This window comes from Candidatus Binatia bacterium, assembly GCA_029248525.1.
Lineage (GTDB): Bacteria > Desulfobacterota > Binatia > UBA12015 > UBA12015 > UBA12015.
Genome location: JAQWJE010000016.1, coordinates 1 through 19066 on the forward strand (window position 1 = coordinate 1; position 19066 = coordinate 19066).

Annotated in this window: 14 protein-coding genes; 6 read left to right on the forward strand and 8 right to left on the reverse strand. The window is 61.2% G+C overall.

Annotated features, from left to right (window positions below; all coding sequences use genetic code 11):
- Positions 1–610, forward strand: a 610-nt coding sequence (locus P8K07_04470; GenBank protein ID MDG1957776.1) for an NAD(P)-dependent oxidoreductase, incomplete at its 5' end; no start/stop codon positions are given.
- Complete coding sequence (locus tag P8K07_04475) at positions 594–1331, forward strand: glycosyltransferase family 2 protein (GenBank protein ID MDG1957777.1); 738 nt, start codon at positions 594–596, stop codon at positions 1329–1331. The genes P8K07_04470 and P8K07_04475, both read left to right, overlap by 17 nt.
- A 70-nt stretch (positions 1332–1401) precedes the next feature.
- On the opposite strand, the gene P8K07_04480 is transcribed toward P8K07_04475, so the two are convergent.
- The 8 genes from P8K07_04480 to ssb all read right to left on the reverse strand — a co-directional run bounded on the left by P8K07_04480 (position 1402) and on the right by ssb (position 13094).
- A complete protein-coding gene (locus P8K07_04480) occupies positions 1402–2571 on the reverse strand; it encodes a hypothetical protein (protein ID MDG1957778.1) in 1170 nt (389 codons plus the stop codon).
- Positions 2553–2912, reverse strand: a complete 360-nt coding sequence (locus P8K07_04485) for a hypothetical protein (GenBank protein ID MDG1957779.1) — start codon at positions 2910–2912, stop codon at positions 2553–2555. Before P8K07_04485 ends, P8K07_04480 begins: the two co-directional genes overlap by 19 nt.
- A 639-nt stretch (positions 2913–3551) precedes the next feature.
- On the reverse strand, positions 3552–4454 hold the full coding sequence (locus P8K07_04490; protein ID MDG1957780.1) for a carboxymuconolactone decarboxylase family protein: 903 nt from the start codon (positions 4452–4454) through the stop codon (positions 3552–3554).
- Positions 4455–4531: 77 nt separating this feature from the next.
- Positions 4532–6010 carry an efflux transporter outer membrane subunit gene (locus tag P8K07_04495; GenBank protein MDG1957781.1) on the reverse strand — a complete coding sequence of 493 codons (1479 nt, stop codon included), beginning with the start codon at positions 6008–6010 and terminating at the stop codon, positions 4532–4534.
- Positions 6007–9165, reverse strand: a complete 3159-nt coding sequence (locus P8K07_04500) for a multidrug efflux RND transporter permease subunit (protein ID MDG1957782.1) — start codon at positions 9163–9165, stop codon at positions 6007–6009. The genes P8K07_04495 and P8K07_04500 overlap by 4 nt, the downstream gene beginning before the upstream one ends.
- 3 nt (positions 9166–9168) lie before the next feature.
- Entirely contained in the window at positions 9169–10356 is a 1188-nt protein-coding gene (locus P8K07_04505) for an efflux RND transporter periplasmic adaptor subunit (GenBank protein MDG1957783.1), read from the reverse strand.
- Positions 10357–10626: 270 nt separating this feature from the next.
- On the reverse strand, positions 10627–12438 hold the full coding sequence (locus P8K07_04510; protein MDG1957784.1) for a hypothetical protein: 1812 nt from the start codon (positions 12436–12438) through the stop codon (positions 10627–10629).
- A 212-nt stretch (positions 12439–12650) separates the two neighbouring features.
- A complete protein-coding gene (gene ssb, locus P8K07_04515; protein ID MDG1957785.1) occupies positions 12651–13094 on the reverse strand; it encodes a single-stranded DNA-binding protein in 444 nt (147 codons plus the stop codon).
- 204 nt (positions 13095–13298) lie between these two features.
- Here ssb and P8K07_04520 point away from each other — a divergent pair, with 204 nt between their 5' ends.
- The 4 genes from P8K07_04520 to P8K07_04535 all read left to right on the forward strand — a co-directional run bounded on the left by P8K07_04520 (position 13299) and on the right by P8K07_04535 (position 19063).
- Entirely contained in the window at positions 13299–14969 is a 1671-nt protein-coding gene (locus P8K07_04520; GenBank protein ID MDG1957786.1) for a ribonuclease J, read from the forward strand.
- A gap of 1 nt (position 14970) precedes the next feature.
- Positions 14971–17358 (forward strand): DNA translocase FtsK 4TM domain-containing protein, encoded by a 2388-nt coding sequence (locus P8K07_04525; GenBank protein ID MDG1957787.1) that lies wholly within the window; start codon positions 14971–14973, stop codon positions 17356–17358.
- 62 nt (positions 17359–17420) lie between these two features.
- Complete coding sequence (lolA, locus tag P8K07_04530; GenBank protein MDG1957788.1) at positions 17421–18101, forward strand: outer membrane lipoprotein chaperone LolA; 681 nt, start codon at positions 17421–17423, stop codon at positions 18099–18101.
- Entirely contained in the window at positions 18098–19063 is a 966-nt protein-coding gene (locus P8K07_04535; protein MDG1957789.1) for a TIGR03619 family F420-dependent LLM class oxidoreductase, read from the forward strand. The genes lolA and P8K07_04535 overlap by 4 nt, the downstream gene beginning before the upstream one ends.
- Positions 19064–19066 lie beyond the last annotated feature (3 nt).

Below are 19066 nucleotides of genomic sequence, written 5' to 3' on the forward strand. Positions count from 1 at the left end.
GAGCAGTTCACTGGAATACGGGCCCCAATCGCACCCGCTGACCGAGTCCAGCCCGCTTGAGCCCATCACCTTCCGCGGCATGACGAAAGCGGCGGCGACGCTGGCTTGCCTCCAGGCGGCTCGCACCGATGGGGTACCGGTCGTTTGCCTGCGTGTGTTTTCGATCTACGGCGCATGGGAGTCTGGACATCGACTCGTACCGATCGCCATACGAGCGGCCCAAAACGATCTGACGATGCGAATCACTCGGTCGGGCTTCCGTCGCGACCTGATTCATATCGATGACGTCTTGCGTGCCATTGTCTTGGCGGCGGAGACCCACGGGGGCCTCGGTGAGGCAATCAACATTGGTACCGGCAGGCAGACCTCGAACGAAAAGGTAATCGAAGCGGTCGAAGCGGTGACTGATCGCAAGATCCGCATTCAGCCCGGAGAGTATCCGGCGAGCCCCTCGGACACCGGGCACTGGTCTGCCGACATTTCGAAGGCAGAGCAGCTGTTGGGGTGGCGACCCGAAGTCTCTTTGGCCGAGGGACTGCGCAGGACCGCAATCTGGTTCAGGAACAACGAACATCTCTACCGGGAAACATCCGATGGAACCCATCCTTGAGCGAAGCGATACGGCGCTCGACCTGAGCGTCATCCTTCCGGTCTACCGCAACGCCTTTACCTTGCGGGAGATCCATGAGCGCATCGCTGGTGTGTGCCTCCCCAAAGGCGTCCGCTATGAGATCCTCTACGTGAATGATGCCTGCCCCGAGGGCTCCGGTTCCGTGCTCTCGGAGCTGGAGCGGGGATACCCCGAGATTCGCGTGGTATCTCTGGCGCAAAATGGCGGGCAGCAGCGGGCGATTCTCGCCGGCCTCAAGCAATGTCGGGGCAATCGGGCAGTGGTGATGGATGCGGACCTGCAGGACCCGCCCGAGGCGATTCCTGCACTACTTAACCACCTCGGCGACGGGGTTTCGGCCGTCTTTGCGGGTCGACAGGGGCGCTATGAATCCCCTGCGCGCCTGATGACATCGCGCGTTTTCAAGACGCTCCTCCACCTGCTGTGCGGCGCACCGAAGGATGCTGGGGCATTCGTGCTGATGGACCGGCGCATGATCGATCGTGTGCTCGCCATGGACGCATCGAGCCCGTTTCTCGTGGCGATGATCGCATGCTCCGGACTTCCAGTGCGCTCCATCCCCGTGGAGCGTGCGGAGCGACCCGATGGTCAATCCGCCTATGTCGGAGGCATGCGACTCCAAGTAGCGCTCTCAGCTCTGTGGTGGGTACTTCGCTGGCGAACAGGCTTTGTCCGCACGGAGCCCGACCACCTCAGCTGAAGCTGCCGACCGGCCCATCCACTGTCCAAGCTGCAGGGGCAGGTATCGACACTTCAAAATGAAAATTGGCTCACAGGCTGTTTTTGTGGTCCCCCGGCGAAGCAGAAAGGAGATCTGCACCGAACGACGACGGCCATTTCAGGATCGGTTCCCCCTGACGCCCCCGGATTGCCTCACGAAACAGAACCGGCATCCCGACCAAGGCAACCAAACCTGAGGTCACCCATGCACGAATCCAGCCTTCATATGTGAGGGATGACGGTTCCGCGAGGACATAGAAGCTGAGCAGGAGCACGGCCGGGCTTTGCGCGAGCAGGTAGGCCCAAGCCTGAAGGCCCGTGCGGTGCACGTCGCCGGCCACGACGAGCAACTTGCGGGAACCGGTCGTCTCCGCACTGCCGCGGGGACGGAAGATCCAGGGGTTCCCGGGCTCGATTGCGTGGAGGAACCTCAGAGCACGATCGCGGGCGCCTCCACGAGAACAACAAACCTCCATCGAAGCAGGCGGCGACAGGAGTAACAGATACGAAGCTGCGCCGGCCCAAAGAAAGATCTGGTAGTCGAACCCGGTCCAGGCGAGAATTCCGCAGTGCAGGCTCAAGCCGAGCATTGCGGCCACCGCGTAGCGCCCCCGCAGGATGGCCGCGGCAACTCCCAGCTCAAGAAAGATGGTGACGATTCCGAGTAGCCATGGGACGTGAACCTCCCAGCCAAGCTGGACCAGAAGCGTCTGGGCGGGACTTTTCTGGGCAAGCGGGTAGTTGGAGAGGAAAGAACCATTCCACCAGGAGGCGGCCAGCGCCTTGTTGAACCCGGCGCCCAGATACAGGATCACGATCTGGAGTTTCAGAAAGAGCGCCCCTCGCTCGGAGCGGTAAAGGGCAAGCAAGAAGAGCAGGCACGCCAAAAAGAGCTTGGTGTGAGCAAAGAGTGCCATATTGTCGATGTCCACAACGAGTTGGACGAGCCCGAGCAGGAAGCATCCGAAGCGCAAGCCCACGTTGAAGACGATGCAGGCTGCCGAGAGCAACACGGCGACCTGCATGACGTCGAAATAGACGGCATCGGGAACCTCCAACAGGAATTCGAAGAGCGGAACCCCCCTACGTGGTCGAACCAGATATCCCTTCAAAAACGCAACCAAGAGCAGGATCTTGGCAACGATAACTGCATGGCGAGGCAGCACCGGGTGCGAGACTTCCAGCGGATTGAAGCGTCGGATCAATCTTCCGTCTCCCACCGCCAGGTCCGGAACGGCCCGCCGTCGGTCGAGATCGTCGCTGTGACTCTCATATCGGAAGACCTTTCGCGTTCGTCCCGTATGCGAAGGACTGCGATGAGGTCTTCCGCAGGTTCGTACCGCCGACCGCCTGACCGCAATCCGTAGCGCTCGAAGATTTCGCGCGGAGTCAGTTGCCGACCATCCTTTTCGACACGCAGGCGGTATTGGATGATCGTATCGTGAGGCGCCCAACTCCAGAACGATTCGCGACTGAAACGGCCTTCGACGATTCCTGCCAATTGCGCACTGACCAAAAGCGCCGCAAGAATTTCGCCCAGAGGCCAAGTCTTTCGTGTCACGCCTCCGGGTATAGCCACCCATGCCCTTCCCGCCAAGGGCGAGATACGTCCCCGGTGGCAGAGTGGGGATGGACGAATACAGCGCCATCGAGACAAAAAGGGCCTTCATGCTCTCTGAGCGCCGCTAGCGGCCTGCTGACCATGGGGGCTGACGCGGCGTTCGTGCGTCTGCAAACCAAAGCAGACTTTGAGGGAACTCCTCGAATGAAACTAGCCACCTGTCTGCTGCTATCATGTTCTTTGCCGCTTCCTGCGGCGACTCGGACCCCAGCGAACGGGAGCTGATCTTTGTCCAGACATCAGACGGAGCGATACTCTCCGACTCCACGTTGATCCTCACGGGCATAAACCCGCAGACCGGCTGGTTTACCGATCGCCCCTATCGCGAGGCAGGGCAGATCCCGACCGAGGAGTTTCTGACGCTTTGGAATGCAGGCGAAAACTCGTTTGCCGACGAACCGCCGAACACCGACTTCACTTGTATGATCGATGGCGGAGTCCTGAATTACGTTATCGAGCTGACTCAGCCTTCATGCAATAGCGTAGATCGAACGTTCCGATACGAGGTTCGGCAAATCGACATAGCATCGAGAGCTTTGATACTTCCACTGATCCGAGCTGCGGCGTGGGTGTGGTGGTCTAGGGGGTTTTGCGCGGGTCGGCCAGGCCATAGCGGGTCGTCCCGTCGGGGTCGCTTGCACAGATCTCGTAGCCTCTGGCGACGCGGGGCGTATCGGCGGCAAAGGCTACGGCCACCTTGTTGGTCGCGTTGCGGGCGATATCCAGCACCAATTCGACCCGTGCTGCCGGCTCGAAGTACCTATGGACTCCCTCGATTGTTTCGGGCCGGAGTCGGCCAGGCCGTGCCAGAATTTCGTCGACCAACGCAAGAGCGGCTTTCTGCATGGGGTCCGCTGCGGTCAAGTTGCCGCTCATGGCGTCGTCGAGCAGAGGGTCGGGCGCGCCGGCCTCGAGCGCCGGCAAGTAGCGGATCGATTGGCAGAGACGGCATTGGTGATAGCCCGCTCCGCGCAGGCGGATCATCTCGGTCAGAACGGGGTCCAGTGCCTCCAGTTGCGGTACCGCGGCGATCCACTGGCTGAATGCGTCGTCGAGAGCGGGGGCCGCTCCGAGCGACCGGTCCCGTTGCGGCTCTTCGCTTGTGCCGAAAATGGCATCGAGCGCGAACCGGACTCTCGGGACGATGTCGGCAACGTAGAAAATCTGCACCAGAGCGATCGAGCCATTGCCGAATGTGCTGAGGAACTCCTGCCGTTGTTCGTCATGGATCCGGGTGACGTCAAAGCTCATCTGCTCGGCAAATCGTAGGCCGGTTGCGGTGGCCGCGTCCTCGGCGAACTCCTCTGCAGGGGCATATGGAACGGGCGCTAGGTTGTGTCCGGCTGCGATCCGACGCACGGCTTCGGCTGCCAGCGGCAACTGTCCTGCTTTCTGCGCGGCATCCCAGATCGCGTTTTCCAGTTGGTCGAGTGCCGCGGCTGCCTCCGGGGCGAACCTCGACAGAGCTTCTCTGCCGTGCATGTTCGTCAGTTCCTTTCGCAAACGATGGGCATTGTTCGCCGCTGTGGCATCCGGCCGGCACTTGGCTGGGCAGGCGCTCAGTCGCTTATGACAGCAGCCGGCGTGGGCTTTGGCGATGCTTCCGTTCCGACCGCCGGCGTGGGTGACGGTTTCGGCAGCTCCCAGGCCTCGGTGGTCTGCAGCTCCCAGCCGCCGCCAAGGGCGCGGTAGAGTTGGGCTATGACGGTGAGTTGCTGGGTGCGGGTGCGGGCCAGATTGATCTGCGCGGGGAAGAGTTCTTGTTGCGCGTCGATCACTTCGAAATAGTTGGCAAGCCCGATTTCGTAGCGCAGGAAAGAGAGATCGACGGCATTCTCAAGCGCTCGAACGCTTCTTTCTCGTTCTTCGCGCTGCGCGCGGAGACTGTATTGGATGGTGAGGAGGTTGGAGACCTCGGCAAAGGCTTCCAGAACAGCCTGCTCGAAGACGGCGACCTCTACCTCCCACGCGGCCACCTGTGCCTGATACTGGCGATAGTTCAAGCCGCCCGTAAAGATCGGACCGGATAGCGCGGCCGCGATATTCCAGACGCCAGGGGTGCCATTGAGCATATCGGAGAGGTCCGTGGACGCAGATCCGTAGAGGCTGGAGAGTCCGATTCGTGGAAAGAAGTTGGCAACCGAAACGCCCACAGACGCATTCGCCGAGATCATGCGATCCTCGGCCTGCTTGAGATCCGGACGTCGTTGCAGCAGCTCCGACGGGATCCCGGCGGGTATTTCGGGGACCGTCTTCTGATCGGCGAGTGGTTTCCCTCGGGTGATTTCCGCCGGGTTTTGGCCGAGCAGGACGTTGAGGACATTTTCGGCCACGACGATCTGGGCATCGAGACTGGGCACCAGGCTGGCGACATCTGCAAGCGCGGCCTCGGCTCGTGCGACCGCGAGTTCGGAGCCGACGCCACCTTCATATCGCTGCTGGAACAGGTCGAGGGATTTCTGGAAGGCGAGGACCGTCTCTTCGGCAATGGCTTTCTCGCGGTCCAGCTTGAGGAGTTGGAAATAAGCTTCCGCCACCCCGCTGACCAGCGAGAGCAGTATGCCTCGCTGGGCCTCCTCGGCAGCCCAGAATTGTGCCTCGGCCGCCTCGGAAGAACGTCGGATCCGGCCCCAGAGGTCGATTTCCCAGGCGAGGTTGAAAGCACCGGTAAACAAATTGTAGGTCTGCGGTTGGCCCCCGGGACGGAAGGGCGCTCTTTGGCGGGAGAAATCCCCCGAGTAGCCAACTTGCGGCAGCAATTGGGATCGTGCCACACCGATGAAGGCCCGGGACTGCTCGACGCGTGCGGCCGCGGCTCGGAGGTTGAGATTCTCGCGGATCGCCCGGTTGACCAGTTTCTGAAGTTCCGGGTCCTCGAAGACTTTCCACCAGGGGAGGTCGGCGAGCGAAGCTCCCTTTTCCACCGGCACATCGACGCGAAAGCTCTCGGGTTCGTGGATGTCGGGCGCCTTGTAATCGGGTCCGACAGGACAGCCAACACAGAGCAGCGCGATGGCGAGGGCGATCAAGCGGTTCATGGCTTTGCCTCCCCACCGCTGGACGGCAGGCCTTGGTTCCTTGCCTCACGACGCTCCCGCCAGGATTCGACGACATAAAACGACACCGGCACAAGGAAGATGCCGATCAGGCTCGAGGCGAGCATCCCGCTCATCACCGCGGTGCCCAGTATATGACGAGCTTCCGCGCCTGATCCGGTGGCCAGCACCAGTGGCATGACGCCTAGAATGAAGGAGAAAGCGGTCATCATGATCGGCCGCAGCCGCAGCCGTGCTCCGTCGAGTGCGGCCTTTTCGACGGTCTCTCCGGCTGCGAGTTTATCCCGCGCGAATTCCACGATGAGGATTGCGTTTTTGGCGGACATCCCGACCAGCAGGACCAATCCAATCTGGGCATAGACGTCATTCACAAGCATGCGTGCCAGCAATCCGACGAAGGCGCCGAAAATTGCGATCGGTGTCGCCAACAGCACGCTGATCGGAAGAGCCCAGCTTTCGTAGAGGGCGGCGAGAATCAGGAAAACCGCAAGCAGCGAGAGTCCAAAGACCACAACTGGCGAGACCCCTTCGGCCGCGACCTTCTCCTGATAGGACATGCCCATATAGCCGTAGCCCATGGTGGGCGGCATGGACTGCTCGAAGACCTCTTCGAAAGCCGCCATGCCTTGTCCGGAGCTATACCAGGGCCAGAGCATTCCGTTGATCTGTGCGGCGCGATGCCCGTTGAAGCGAAGTGTGAACTCCGGACCGAAGCTGCGTTCCATGGTGACAAAGGTCTCCAGAGGAACCATTTCGGCGTTGGAATTCCGCACGTAGAAGTTGCTGATATCGCTCGGCTTGGTCCGGTACTCGCCCTCGGCTTGCAGGTAGACCTGCCATGTTCGCCCAAAGCGGTTGAAATAGTTCACAAACGAGCCACCCATGAAGGCCTGAAGCGTCTGGTAGACATCCTTGAGTGCGACACCCTGCTTCAGCACCTTGTCTCGGTCGACCCTTGCGAAATACTGCGGCGTATCGGGTATGAAGGTCGTGGAGACCCGGAAGAATTCTGGTCTCTTCTCAAGTTCCTTGATGAACTTGTCCGTATTGGCGGCAAGTTCCTCGACACTTCCACCGGCGATATCTTCGAGAACGAATGTCACACCGCCCGACGTGCCAATGCCGGGAATGGCCGGAGGGGAGAAGGAAACGACCTTGGCCTCGGGGATTTTGCGCGCGAATTGCTGGTTGAGCTTGCGCGCGATTACCTTTGCCTCGAGTCCCTTCGGATCGCGGACGTCCCATGGCTCCAGCGTGATAAACAAGAACGCGGAGTAGGTGGTGTTCACCTGACTGAGCATGCTGAAGCCGACAATGGTGTTGTAGCCCTCGATCCCATCGGTCTCGGCAAGGATTTTCTCGACCAGTTGGCTGACTTCGTCGGTCCGCTCCATGGAAGCTGCGTCCGGCAGTTGAATATTCGCAAAGAGATAACCCTGATCTTCTTCCGGCACGAATCCCGTGGGAAGCCGCGATCCGAGGAAGAGACCGATCCCGCCGAGAATGGCGAGAAAGAGCATCGCGAACTTGGCTTTGTGAATGAGAAATTCGGACCACGAAACGTAGCCATCGGTCGCACGATCGAAGGTTTTATTGAACCACGCGAAAAACCGCCCGGCTGGGCCTCGCATCGGCTTGCGGGGGCGGAGCAACATCGCGGAGAGGGCCGGGCTGAGGGTAAGTGCGTTAAAGGAGGAAATCAGCACGGAGACGGCGATGGTCACCGCGAATTGCTGGTAGAGCCTGCCGGTAATACCCGGAATGAAAGCGGTCGGAACGAAAACAGCAATCAGGATCAATGTCGTGCCGACGATGGGTGCCGTGACTTCCGACATTGCCTTGAGCGTGGCGTCGCGTGGCTCGAGACCACCTTCGATATTCTTTTCGACAGCTTCGACCACGACGATGGCATCGTCCACGACGATGCCGATCGCGAGCACAAGTCCCAACAGAGATAGAGTGTTGATCGTAAAGCCGAGCAGCGGGAAAATTGCGAAAGTACCGACAAGGGCCACCGGAACTGCCAGCAATGGAATCAGTGTCGCTCGCCAGCCCTGGAGAAAGATGAAGACAACGAAAATGACCAGCGCCAGCGCCTCAACCAGCGTGATGACAATTTCCTTCATCCCCTCGCGAACGGCCTGGGTTGTATCGAGAGAGATCTTGTAGTCCAGATCGGCCGGGAAGCGCGTCTTCAATTGCTCCATGAGCGCGGTTGCCTGATCCATGGTGTCAATCGCATTCGAACCGGGGTCCTGATAAATCGCCACGATGGCCGCCGGCTTTCCGTCAAGCCGCCCGATCACGGAGTAGTTCTGGGCGCCGAGTTGAATTCGCGCGACATCCTTCAGGGTGACGAGCGATCCGTCCGGATTCGCGCGGATGATGACATCGCCGAATTCTTCAGGCGTCTTCAACCGGCCTTGGGCACGAACCGTATAGGTGAATTGCTGCCCGGCAGGAATGGGTTCGGCACCGATCTGCCCCGCGGGGTTCACGGCATTCTGCTGTTGCAGAGCGTCCATGATCTCGGGGATGGTGATTTTCATCTGGGCGAGTTTGTCGGGCTCGACCCAAAAGCGCATTGCGTATTGCCCGGAACCGAAGATGTTCACCTGGCCGACGCCCGAGACCCGGGTCATCGGGTCGTTGATATTGATGTAGGCGTAGTTGGCGAGGAATTCGGCGTCGTAGGTTTCGTTCGGCGAATAGACCGAGAAAAGCGCCAGAGGGCTGGTCGTGGACTTCTTGATGGTGACGCCAAGTTCCTTGACCTGCGTCGGGAGTTGAGACTCCGCCTGCTGGTAACGCATCTGGGTCAGGATCTGGTCGGTGTTGGCGTCGGTGCCAACCTCGAAGTTTACACGCAGGGTACCGATGCCATTGCTCGCATTGGTCGAGTACATATAGAGCATGCCGTCGACGCCGCTCATCTGCTGTTCGATCGGCGTGGAAACGGCTTCCTCGACGGTCAGCGCGTCGGCCCCGACGTAGGTTGCGGTGAGCTGGATTTCGGGCGGCGCAATATCCGGGAATTGAGCGATCGGAAGACCGGCCAGCGAAACGACCCCGAGGAGCGTCATCAAGATCGAAATCACCATCGAAACGATGGGTCGATCGATGAAAAAACGCGACATGACTCAGTTCCCGCCGTTGGCAGAGGAGGTTGGCGTTGCCGCGCTGCTCGGAGCGGGCGCCGGCTTCGAGACGACTTTGGAGCCATCTCGAATATCCTGCAGTCCTTCGACGACAACGGTCTCGCCCGGTTTTATACCTTTCTCGATGATCCATAACGTCTTGTAGGTCGGGCCTACCTCGACGGTGCGCATCTCGATGGTATCGCCGCCTTTGACCACGGCGACCTGGAACGTGCCCTGCATATCCTTCAGCGCTCGTTGGGGCACAACCGTGGCCCCCTTGAGCAGGTCGATCCTGACGCGGACACGAGCGTATTGCCCTGGTCGCAGCAATCCGTCCGGATTCGGGAAGCCTGTCTCGACGAGAATGGTGCCGGTTTCCGGATTGATGTCACGGCCGAGGGCCAGAAATTTACCGGGGTGTTTGTAGGTTGTGGCGTCAGTCAGAATCAGAGTGGCCGGGCTGGCGTCGCGCGACGGGTTGTCGATAAGGCTGCGTTTGAGGCGAAGGTATTGCTGTTCGCTGATTGGAAAAGCGACCTTGATCGGATCGATCGTGGAGACCGTGGTCAATAAATCCGGGGGGCCGACGAGGTCGCCGATCTGGGCTACGGCAATGCCGGCAAGCCCGCGAATCGGTGCCTTGATTTTCGACCAGTCGAGGTTGAGCCTGGCTTTTTCGAGGGCCGCGGCGGCTGATTGGACCGAGGCGCGATTCGCGAGCTCAGTCTGCACGGCGTCGTCGAGTTCTTTCTGGCTGACAGCCCCTCGCTTCGCGAGCGGCCGGAAACGAGCTACATTAAGGTCGCTCCGCTTGAGCGTGGCCTTGGCCCGATCGAGAGCGCCCTCCTTGTTTTTCACGTCGGCCTGAAACTGACGGGGGTCGATTTCGAACATGAGCTCGCCGGAGGCAACCTCGGCGCCGTTCTCGTAGTTTTGCTTGAGCAGGTATCCCTGAACCTTCGGGCGAATCTGCGCATTGACGTAACCTTCGGTGGTGCCAACCCATTCCCCGTAAATCGGGATATCCATCTGGGTGCTCTGTGCGGTCAGAACTTCCGGCGTGGGGGCCTTGGGGAGCTCCGGCTTGCCGCAACCCATAGCCACAATCGCCAGAAGCGCGACCAGTCCGGGAGCTCTTCTTCGGGCTCCTGCGATGGTCCCTCGGGTGGCGTCCGTGGAGGCTTTCATGGCCTGAGGGTACCTCGTTCGAAGGTTGGTCTGCACGGTTCTCACAAAGGTTCCTTTCGGGTGAAGCTCGCTGGGTCGCAAAATAGGAATCCTAGCGAACCTTCGGGAGGGTCGCTAGCGGAAAAGGCCTTGTCGGGGGTTGGCGAGAGCCCCTTTCGTGGCATGTTTCCGCACGGAGACGCCTGTCGGCAGCGAAGCCGAGAATCACTGCTGCCGAGGGCGGGCAGGGCGGTGCCTCGGTAGCGGCTCGAGGTCGCTGATATTGGCGAGCTAGTCGACTTCGACTACGAAATAACTGATCGAGCCCTGGCCCATTTCGTTTTCCGTGGTGACGCCGCCGGTGATCGAGCAGCCGTCACAGGAACCGTCGCCGGCACCCGGAGACGTATCGCAGATCGCATCATCGCCGCTTTGGTTGCGCGCCCCGTCGTCACAATTGATCGAGTAGTCGGCTCCCTCGTTCACGCAGGCATAGGGTTCGCACGTCCCGGGGCCCTGGCTGCCGGGGCCACCGATGCCGTAGGAGATCCGCGAGGCTCGGGTGATGGTTTCCGGGTCCGGTTCCCCATCGGGACCGACACCATTGTTGTAGGTGACGCAGAATTCGAGTGTACGGTCGGCTTCGTCCTCGGCGTCGAACTCCAGCGGTTCCTCAAAAAAGTACTGAGGTGGATCGTTATAGACCAGATTTTCGTAAATGACTGTCTCGCCGTCGGGCATGGTCCACCAGGAGCGCTCTCCGCGCTGGTGGGTGTGCGAGCTGAAGCTTGTCACACGCGCCCCACGCGGCAGCGTCCGGCTCCAGCACATCGTTTTTTTCGTATAGGCCTTGGCGCCCTCGGACATCAATTGGCCGATAGCGAAGCCGCCTGGCACCGATGTGCCTCGGGACGGATAGATCCGGTCTTCGGCGAAACGGTAGTTCATCCGGGCGTTCATCTCGGTGTCCTCGTTGGTCAGATTGAAGGCATGAGAATTCCAGCACACGGTCATCTCGCAGGGGGCCTGTTGGTAGACTCCGGGATAGAGGCGCGTCCGGGACTGTGGCTGTTGGGTGCCGGCGAAGCTGCTCGTGTTGGTTCCGTTGCCCGGGCCGTAGCCGATGCAGGCTGTTGTGGCTTCGATCGGCGTCTGACAGACGCCGTCGCCGCAGTCGTTGCCGCGCGGATTGCAGATTTCGCCCGCCGAGTCGCCGCCGGTGCAGGTCCAATTGCTGAAGGCTTCGGGGTCGTCATCGCCGCCCCTCAGAGTCGTGACCGCGGCGTTAATCAGCAGATGATGGCTGTTGGTGTTCTGCCGAATTTCGCGGAAATCGTAGTAGAAGAATTTTCCGTCGGGTGATTTGTATTCGTCGGGAATCTGTTCGCAGAAATTCTCGAAGCTGCAAAAGCAGATTTCCAGCTCGGTGGATTTGGGCAAGTTGTAGCTGGGCATGACCAGCTGGACCCCGGTGCCGTCTTCCGGTTCTTCCAGTGGAAGGATCTGCATGGGCTCGGGCTCGGGGAAGCAACCGGCAACGCGCTCGGCTGTGCCCTCGATCGTGCCGTCTTCGGGGGCTCCGGATTGAATCCAGAAACGAAGCAGCTCGCGGGCCTCCTCGCTGACGGGGCCGGTCAGCGGCATGGCGCTTCCTCCACTCAGGATGATGGAATCGTCGGTCCAGGCGGCGATCTTTCGCCAGAGCTGGCTTTCGTCCCGACTACCTGCCCGGACGAGAAGGAAGTCCGAGCTGAGCGAGGGTTGCTGGAAAATCGCCTCATGAGAATTGCCTGCAGAAAGATCCAGACCGCCGGAGGGATTGTCGGGGCCATGACATCCCACGCACTCGGGGGTGAAGACCAGTCTTTGTACCGCGTCAAAGGTGGATTCGAAGGTCTCGTCGCAAGTCGGCTCCTCCGGCTCCGGCTCAGGTTCCGGGTCAGGTTCCGGTTCGGGCGTTTGGATCGGCGTCGGCGCATCGGGCGGGGTGCTCTGCGAATCGCTGCTCCCGGATCCGCCACAGGCGATCAGGGAGCCGCAGACGAAAAACAAAGCACCAGCGAGGAGCCAATTCGCAATCTTGCCCAAAAAATTCGTTGCCATCCGAAAACCCTAGGCGACATCGTTGGAAAATACGAACGGCATCTGCGGAATGGTCGAATCGAGTGCTTGAGCTGCCAGGAACGCCAGCCGAAGCCCCAGGCGCAGACGCGACGCGTCATGGGGCTTCGACCTGAACCTGATCGTTTCGTTTTCTGAAGCGTTTCGGCTGGTGTGGTTTCCGCCGTGGTCCGCGCACACCAGTTGCCGAATTTTCAGAAGGGTACGTCGCCGCCTGAATCCCCGCCAGCGCCGCCACCGGTGGGCGCTGGCCCGAAATCGTTGCCGCCGCTATCTCCGCCACTTCCGGGACCGTCCTGGTCGCCCCGGCCTCCGAGAAAACGGACGTCGCGGGCGCGGATCTCGGTTGTCCAGCGCTTCTGGCCTTCCTTGTCCTCCCAGCTGCGGGTATTGATCTCCCCCTCGACATAGACCTCGCGGCCCTTTGAGAGGTATTTCGAGCAGACTTCGGCCTGCGGGCCCCACACCACGATGCGGTGCCATTCCGTCCGGGTCTGTTTCTGGCCCTCTTTGTCTTTCCAGACTGAATCCGTCGCGACATTGAAATTCGTCACACCGGCTCCCGATTGGGTAAACCGAATTTCGGGATCGGCTCCGAGCCGTCCCACAATAATCGCCTTATTTACTGACATAGCTATACTCCTCCGACATTGGCGAAACCTGCGGTTTGGGGAATCCGAACCGCTGCTCCGCGTTACACCCTTGCGGGCTTTCAGGCAAAGCCAACCAATCTTCGTGCCAAGTCCTCTTTGACTTCGCTGCGCCAGAGGCCTAGGTTTCAAGGGGTCCGAAGCGGTTCGGACGATTCGCTTCCGTTGTTGGCTGTGGTGTCGGTGGGGAGCGTGAGTGGGAGTGTGGTTGTGGCTGGACCGGTGAGAATCATCCCGTTGGGGGGCTTGGGCGAAATCGGCCTGAATATGCTGCTCGTCGAGTGTGACGGAGCGGCGGTTGCCATCGACTGCGGGGTCCTGTTTCCGGAGAGGCCCGGTTTGGGCATCGATCTTCTCCTCCCGGACATCACCTACCTGACGGAGCGCCCCGGATTGCTCCGTGGGGTCATCCTGACGCACGGGCACGAAGACCATATCGGTGCCTTGCCGAGACTGCTGCAGGAACTCGATGTGCCGGTGTTTGGCCCTCGTTTGGCGATGGCTCTGGTCGGCGAGAAGTTGCGCCGCCAAGGCGTCACGGCGACGCTGGAAACGTTTACTCCCGGAGCCCATATCCAGATCGGTCCCTTCGAAATCGAACCGATTCATGTCACCCATTCGATTGCCGATGCCTGCGCCTTTGCGCTCAAGACGCCGCACGGCACGATCCTTCACTCGGGCGATTTCAAAATCGACGAGACCCCCGTGCATGGCCCCGGAGCCGATCTGAAAAGGCTCAGTGAATGGGGAGAGAAGGGTGTCCGCCTGCTGCTTTCGGATTCGACCAATGTGGACCAGCACGGTCATTGCGGGTCGGAGTCCGACGTCGGGCCGGCGCTGGAATCGGTGATGCGTAAAATCCCGGGTCGTGTGTTCGTGACGACCTTTGCCTCTCATCTGCACCGCGTGCAGCAGATCGTGAATGCCAGTGCGGCCTGCGACCGTCGAGTCGCCGTTGCGGGGCGAGGCTTCGAGGATTCCACTCGCCTGGCGCAGGACCTCGGCTACCTGAAAATGCCCGGCCCCGGATTGATTCGGGCAACCGAAGCAATGCAGTTGCCAGCGGGGAAGGTGACGGTTCTGGTTTCGGGCTCGCAAGGCGAGCCGAACTCGGCTCTGACTCGAATCAGCGAGGGGCGGTTCAAGAATGTCACGCTTGCGCCGGGAGATGGCGTCATTCTTTCCTCCCGGGTGATTCCCGGAAACGAGAGAGGTGTGCACGGGCTGCTGAATCGGATTGCCAAAAGTGGCGCGACTCTGCATCGCGGTGATCGTGAGGGGGTTCATGTATCGGGGCACGCCCACCGTGACGAATTGCAGACCCTGTTGCGGCTCGTGAAGCCGGAATACTTCGTTCCGGTGCACGGAGAGTACCGGCATCTGGCCTCGCACCGATCGCTCGCCGCAGAGACCGGTGTGGCGCGGGATAAATGCATTTTGCTCGAAGACGGCGATGTTCTCGAACTCGATGCCACAGGGGCGCGCACGGGCGAACGCGTTGTCGCCGGCCGGGTGCTGCTTGATGCCTCGCGCGAGGGTGAGGTCGGGCTGGAGGTCCTGCGGGACCGTAGTCACCTGTCCAATGACGGATTTGTCGTGGCGGTCATCGCCATCCACGCCCAGACCGGCGAGATCACCAGTGGTCCGGACCTTGTGACGCGTGGGGTTCTGCGTGGCGAAGACGATTATGTGCTCCTCGATGAGGCGAAGGCGAATCTGGTGAGCGGCTTGCGAGCCATCGCTCCGGAATCGCGCGCGGATCTGCTGGAGGTCGAGTCCGAGGTCCGTCGGATTTTGAAGAAATTCTTTTCGAGGGCGAGGCGACGACGTCCCTTGATCGTCCCCCATGTTTTCGAGATGTGAAATGGCTACAAAACCTCCCAAAAAGACCAGAACGGTTGCGAAGGTGCGGGCCAAGTCGAAACCGGCGGCGCGTACCAGAGCGAAGTCCAGAGCGCGCGACAAAGCGAAGAGTCGACCTCGCGGCAGCGCAAAGGTCGCCCGCCTCGAGGAGGTTCCGGCGCCGGGCAAGATGCAGACGCTGGGCCGCGAAGTCCTGGGCGTCGGGGTCGGCCTGCTCGCCGCATTGGTTCTGGTCGCGGTCGCCTCATACTCTCCCGAAAACCGAGACAACCTGGCTGGGCCCCTGGGCTATGCCATCGCCGACGTTCTCGTTTCTGCGATCGGGATCGCCGCATATCTGGTGCCGGTCGGGTTGGCCGCCTGGGGCTCGCTGGTCTTTCGCGGTTCTCGAGCCAATATGGGGCCACTCTTCGGGTTGGCGGTCGGGCTGGGCCTGCTCTCGGGGGCGACCTTGTTGCAGCTGCTGCTCGGGCAATGGCAGGAGATGGAAGCTGGCGGCATTGTCGGCGGTTTCCTGCGGGTTCTGCTGGCCGATAATTTCGGACCGGCGGGGGCGTGGATGATCACTGGAACCGTTTTTGCGATCAGCGTCTCGATCGCAACGGGTCAGACGTTGCGCGGATTGGCGCAGAAGACCGGCAAGGCAGCTCGCGGAGGCGCTTCGCGCGTTCGCGACGGTATGCGTCGCAGGCGCGCCGCTGTGCCGATCGAACTGGGCGGCGCCGAGGAGATCCAACCCTCCGGGGGCCGGGCCTCGGTCCGTCGTCCGGCGCAGATTCCACCTGAGCCTGCACCGCGGGCAGCGTCTGCGGGAGCTGCGCGCAGAGCACCGGTGATTTCGACGGCTCCTGGCGATGCCGGGCGGAAAAAGGTTCGCCGACAGGTGGAAATGCGCTTCGACGATGGCAACTACAGCTTGCCGCAATCAAGCCTTCTGGATTCCCCTCCGGCCAAGGATGATACGGTCAACGAGGAGGCTCTGCAGGGGCAGGCGAAGCGCCTCGAGGCCAAGCTGGGTTCCTTCGGTGTCGAAGGTGAAGTCATTCAGATTTACCCGGGCCCGGTGATTACAACTTACGAGTTCGAACCAGCACCCGGCGTCAAGGTCGCCCGGATCACCCGATTGGTGGACGACCTGACGATGGCCTTGAGTGCGCGAAGCCTCCGAATCGTGGCGCCGATTCCCGGCAAGTCTGTGGTCGGAATCGAGGTCTCGAACGAAAAGCGCGACATGGTCGCGATGCGCGAGATCATCATGGGCGACGGGTTCACCCAGTCCAAAGGCCATCTCGAATTGGCTCTGGGTCACGACACGACCGGCTTGCCGGTCTGTGCCGATCTGTCCAAGATGCCGCACCTTCTTGTGGCGGGCGCCACGGGTGCCGGTAAATCGGTCTTCCTCAACTCCATGATCACCAGCCTCCTCCTGCGTTGCACGCCTCGGGATGTGCGCATGGTTTTGATCGACCCCAAGCAGCTCGAGATGGCCCCTTACGAGGATATCCCGCATCTTCTGGTGCCGGTGATTACCAAGGCCAAGCCGGCGGTCATCGTTCTCAACAATCTGGTCGCTGAAATGGAATTGCGCTACCGGATGATCAAGGAAAAAGGCGTTCGCAGCATCGATGCCTACAACAAGAAGATCGCCAAGGAAGAGGCTGCGGGCGAGGGCGGTGGTCCGGTGTCGGGGAGCGGCAGCGACGAGGAGGAAGCGTCGATTCATCAGCATATGCCGCGCCTTGTCGTGATCGTCGACGAGTGGGCGGATCTGGTGATGACGCGCAAGGACGCCGAGGAGCCGATCACGCTTCTGGCACAGAAGGCCCGTGCCGCCGGCATTCACCTCGTGCTGGCAACCCAGCGGCCCTCCGTGGATGTGATTACCGGTATCATCAAGGCAAACTTCCCGGCGCGTATTGCATTTCAGGTCCGTGCCAAGGTCGACTCCCGAACCATTCTCGACGTGATGGGTGCCGAGCGGCTGCTCGGGATGGGGGATATGCTCTTTCTCTCACCCGGGGCCTCTTCGCTGCAAAGGCTCCACGGTGCCTTCATCTCGGATGAAGAAGTCGAGCGCATCGTCGATTTCGTCAAGGAACAGGAAGAGCCGCAATACGAGATGGTGATGATGGAGGATTCCACCCCCGACGAGGAAGGGGGCGGCGAGGGTGGTGGCGATGCCGAACTCGACGACCTCTACGACAAGGCGCTGTCGATTGTTGTGGACTCCGGGAAAACATCGATTTCCTACCTCCAGCGTCGCTTGCAGATCGGTTATAACCGCTCGGCGCGCATCATCGAGTCGATGGAACGCGAGGGAGCCCTTTCCAGCCCGGATCATCGCGGGATGCGCGAGATCATCGCGCCGCGAATCGACCCCCAGGATTGAGGTTCTGCCGGGCCCGCTATTTTTCGTGTGCACAGGGGCGCGATAGGCCATAGGGTTTCGGGATGGGAAGCCGTCCCCGGATCTGTTGCCGGACTTTATTGATCGTCGCATGCATAAGCCTTTCGGTCGGGGCGAGCGCTGCGCCCGACCGGGCCGCGACGGCCGTCGAGCTTGTGCAGGCCCGGTACGACGAGACCGCGACGCTTTCCGGCCGCTTCGTGCAGGAAGTTTCGCTCGGTGCGAGCGGTCGGGTGATCCGCTCCGAAGGAACCCTGAAATTTCACAAGCCGGGACGGATGCGCTGGGAATATGAGGGGCCGGATCCGCAGATCCTGATCGCAGATGGCAAGACCCTCTGGATTCATCAACCCGAGGACGCGCAGGTCCTGCGGGCACCCCTGGAACAAGCCTTCGCCTCGAGTACGCCGGTATCCTTCCTGTTTGGGGTGGCTCGTCTCGGGGAGGATTTTCGGGCGAAAATCCTGCCACCCGGCAGGAATGGTTCTCTGCGCCTCAAGCTGGAGCCCAAAGCACCCGACGCTCAGGGATCCAGCGGAGTGCTCGTGCTGGAGGTCGACCCGACCACCTACGACCTGCGCGCGGCCGTGGTGCGCGATCCTCTGGGGAATCAAACTCGAGTGGCTCTCGTGGATATCCGTCGCAACCTGACGCTGGACGACAGTCTTTTTATCTTTGAGCGCCCGCCCGGTACCGATGTGCAGCAGGCGCCCTCGGGTCGATGAGGTCCCGGGCTTTCGGGGTTGGCATCGCGCCGCGGCGCTTCGGGCTCGTCAGTCCCGTGGTAACGCTTCACCCCCGTGCGCATGGCGCATGGGAAGTCTCGGCCGGGCTGTCCGAGCTGCGCGAGGTGGCGCAAGCCGCCGACCATTCGGGTTATGATTTCCTGACAGCCAGCGAACACGTGGCGATGCCGACAGCCGCGGTAGGCACGCGCGGCGCTCGCTATTACGACCCGTTGGCGACACTCGGCTACCTGGCTGCGCTGACCAGCGAGATTCGACTTCTCCCGCACGTGGTGGTTTTGCCCTACGCGCATCCCATGGCGGTGGCCAAGCGCTACGGCACCCTCGATGCGCTCTCGCAGGGCCGTGTCCTTCTGGGCGTCGGGGTTGGCAGTCTGGAGGAGGAGTTTGAGTTGCTCGGCGTCGATTTCACGGCCCGGGGTGAGCGCTACGAGGAAGCATTGCGGGCGCTGCGAGTAGCTTTGGATGGCGAGACGCCTTCGTTTCACGGACGCTTTTTCGACTTCGAGGACTTTGTGATGGAGCCCCGCGCCGTGCAGGCAAGGGTGCCGCTGTGGCTGGGTGGGCGCAGTGAGCGATCTTTGCGGCGAGCTTTGCTGCTCGGTGAGGGGTGGATCCCGTTCGGTGTTTCGGCATCGCAGTTGCGAGGGTTTCTGGAGCGTGCCGAGGCGTCACCCGCCGCCCGGGCTCGCATGGAGCGCCGAGCCCCGGCTCTGGAAATTGTAGTCCAACCGGAGCATCCGTTGGATTTGCGTGGGCGCCAGTCGGTCCGGGGATGCCGCGAGATGTTGGAGGCTTATACGGAAATCGGGGTCACCGGGTTCAAACTTCGCTTTCGGGCAGATACCCTCAGGGAGTTCCTCGCCCAACTGGAAGTCTTCCGGCATGAAATTGCCGATCCGATGCGAGGGGCCGGACCAGACAAGGACTCGGGGGGATAGCGA

Coding starts and splice junctions, on each gene's coding strand:
- P8K07_04490 (MDG1957780.1), bottom strand. CDS start 4,454: ATGCACGGCAGAGAAGCTCTGTCGAGGTTCGCCCCGGAGGCAGCCGCG.
- lolA (MDG1957788.1), top strand. CDS start 17,421: ATGGGAAGCCGTCCCCGGATCTGTTGCCGGACTTTATTGATCGTCGCA.
- P8K07_04535 (MDG1957789.1), top strand. CDS start 18,098: ATGAGGTCCCGGGCTTTCGGGGTTGGCATCGCGCCGCGGCGCTTCGGG.
- P8K07_04510 (MDG1957784.1), bottom strand. CDS start 12,438: ATGGCAACGAATTTTTTGGGCAAGATTGCGAATTGGCTCCTCGCTGGT.
- P8K07_04525 (MDG1957787.1), top strand. CDS start 14,971: ATGGCTACAAAACCTCCCAAAAAGACCAGAACGGTTGCGAAGGTGCGG.
- P8K07_04495 (MDG1957781.1), bottom strand. CDS start 6,010: ATGAACCGCTTGATCGCCCTCGCCATCGCGCTGCTCTGTGTTGGCTGT.
- P8K07_04500 (MDG1957782.1), bottom strand. CDS start 9,165: ATGTCGCGTTTTTTCATCGATCGACCCATCGTTTCGATGGTGATTTCG.
- P8K07_04505 (MDG1957783.1), bottom strand. CDS start 10,356: ATGAAAGCCTCCACGGACGCCACCCGAGGGACCATCGCAGGAGCCCGA.
- P8K07_04475 (MDG1957777.1), top strand. CDS start 594: ATGGAACCCATCCTTGAGCGAAGCGATACGGCGCTCGACCTGAGCGTC.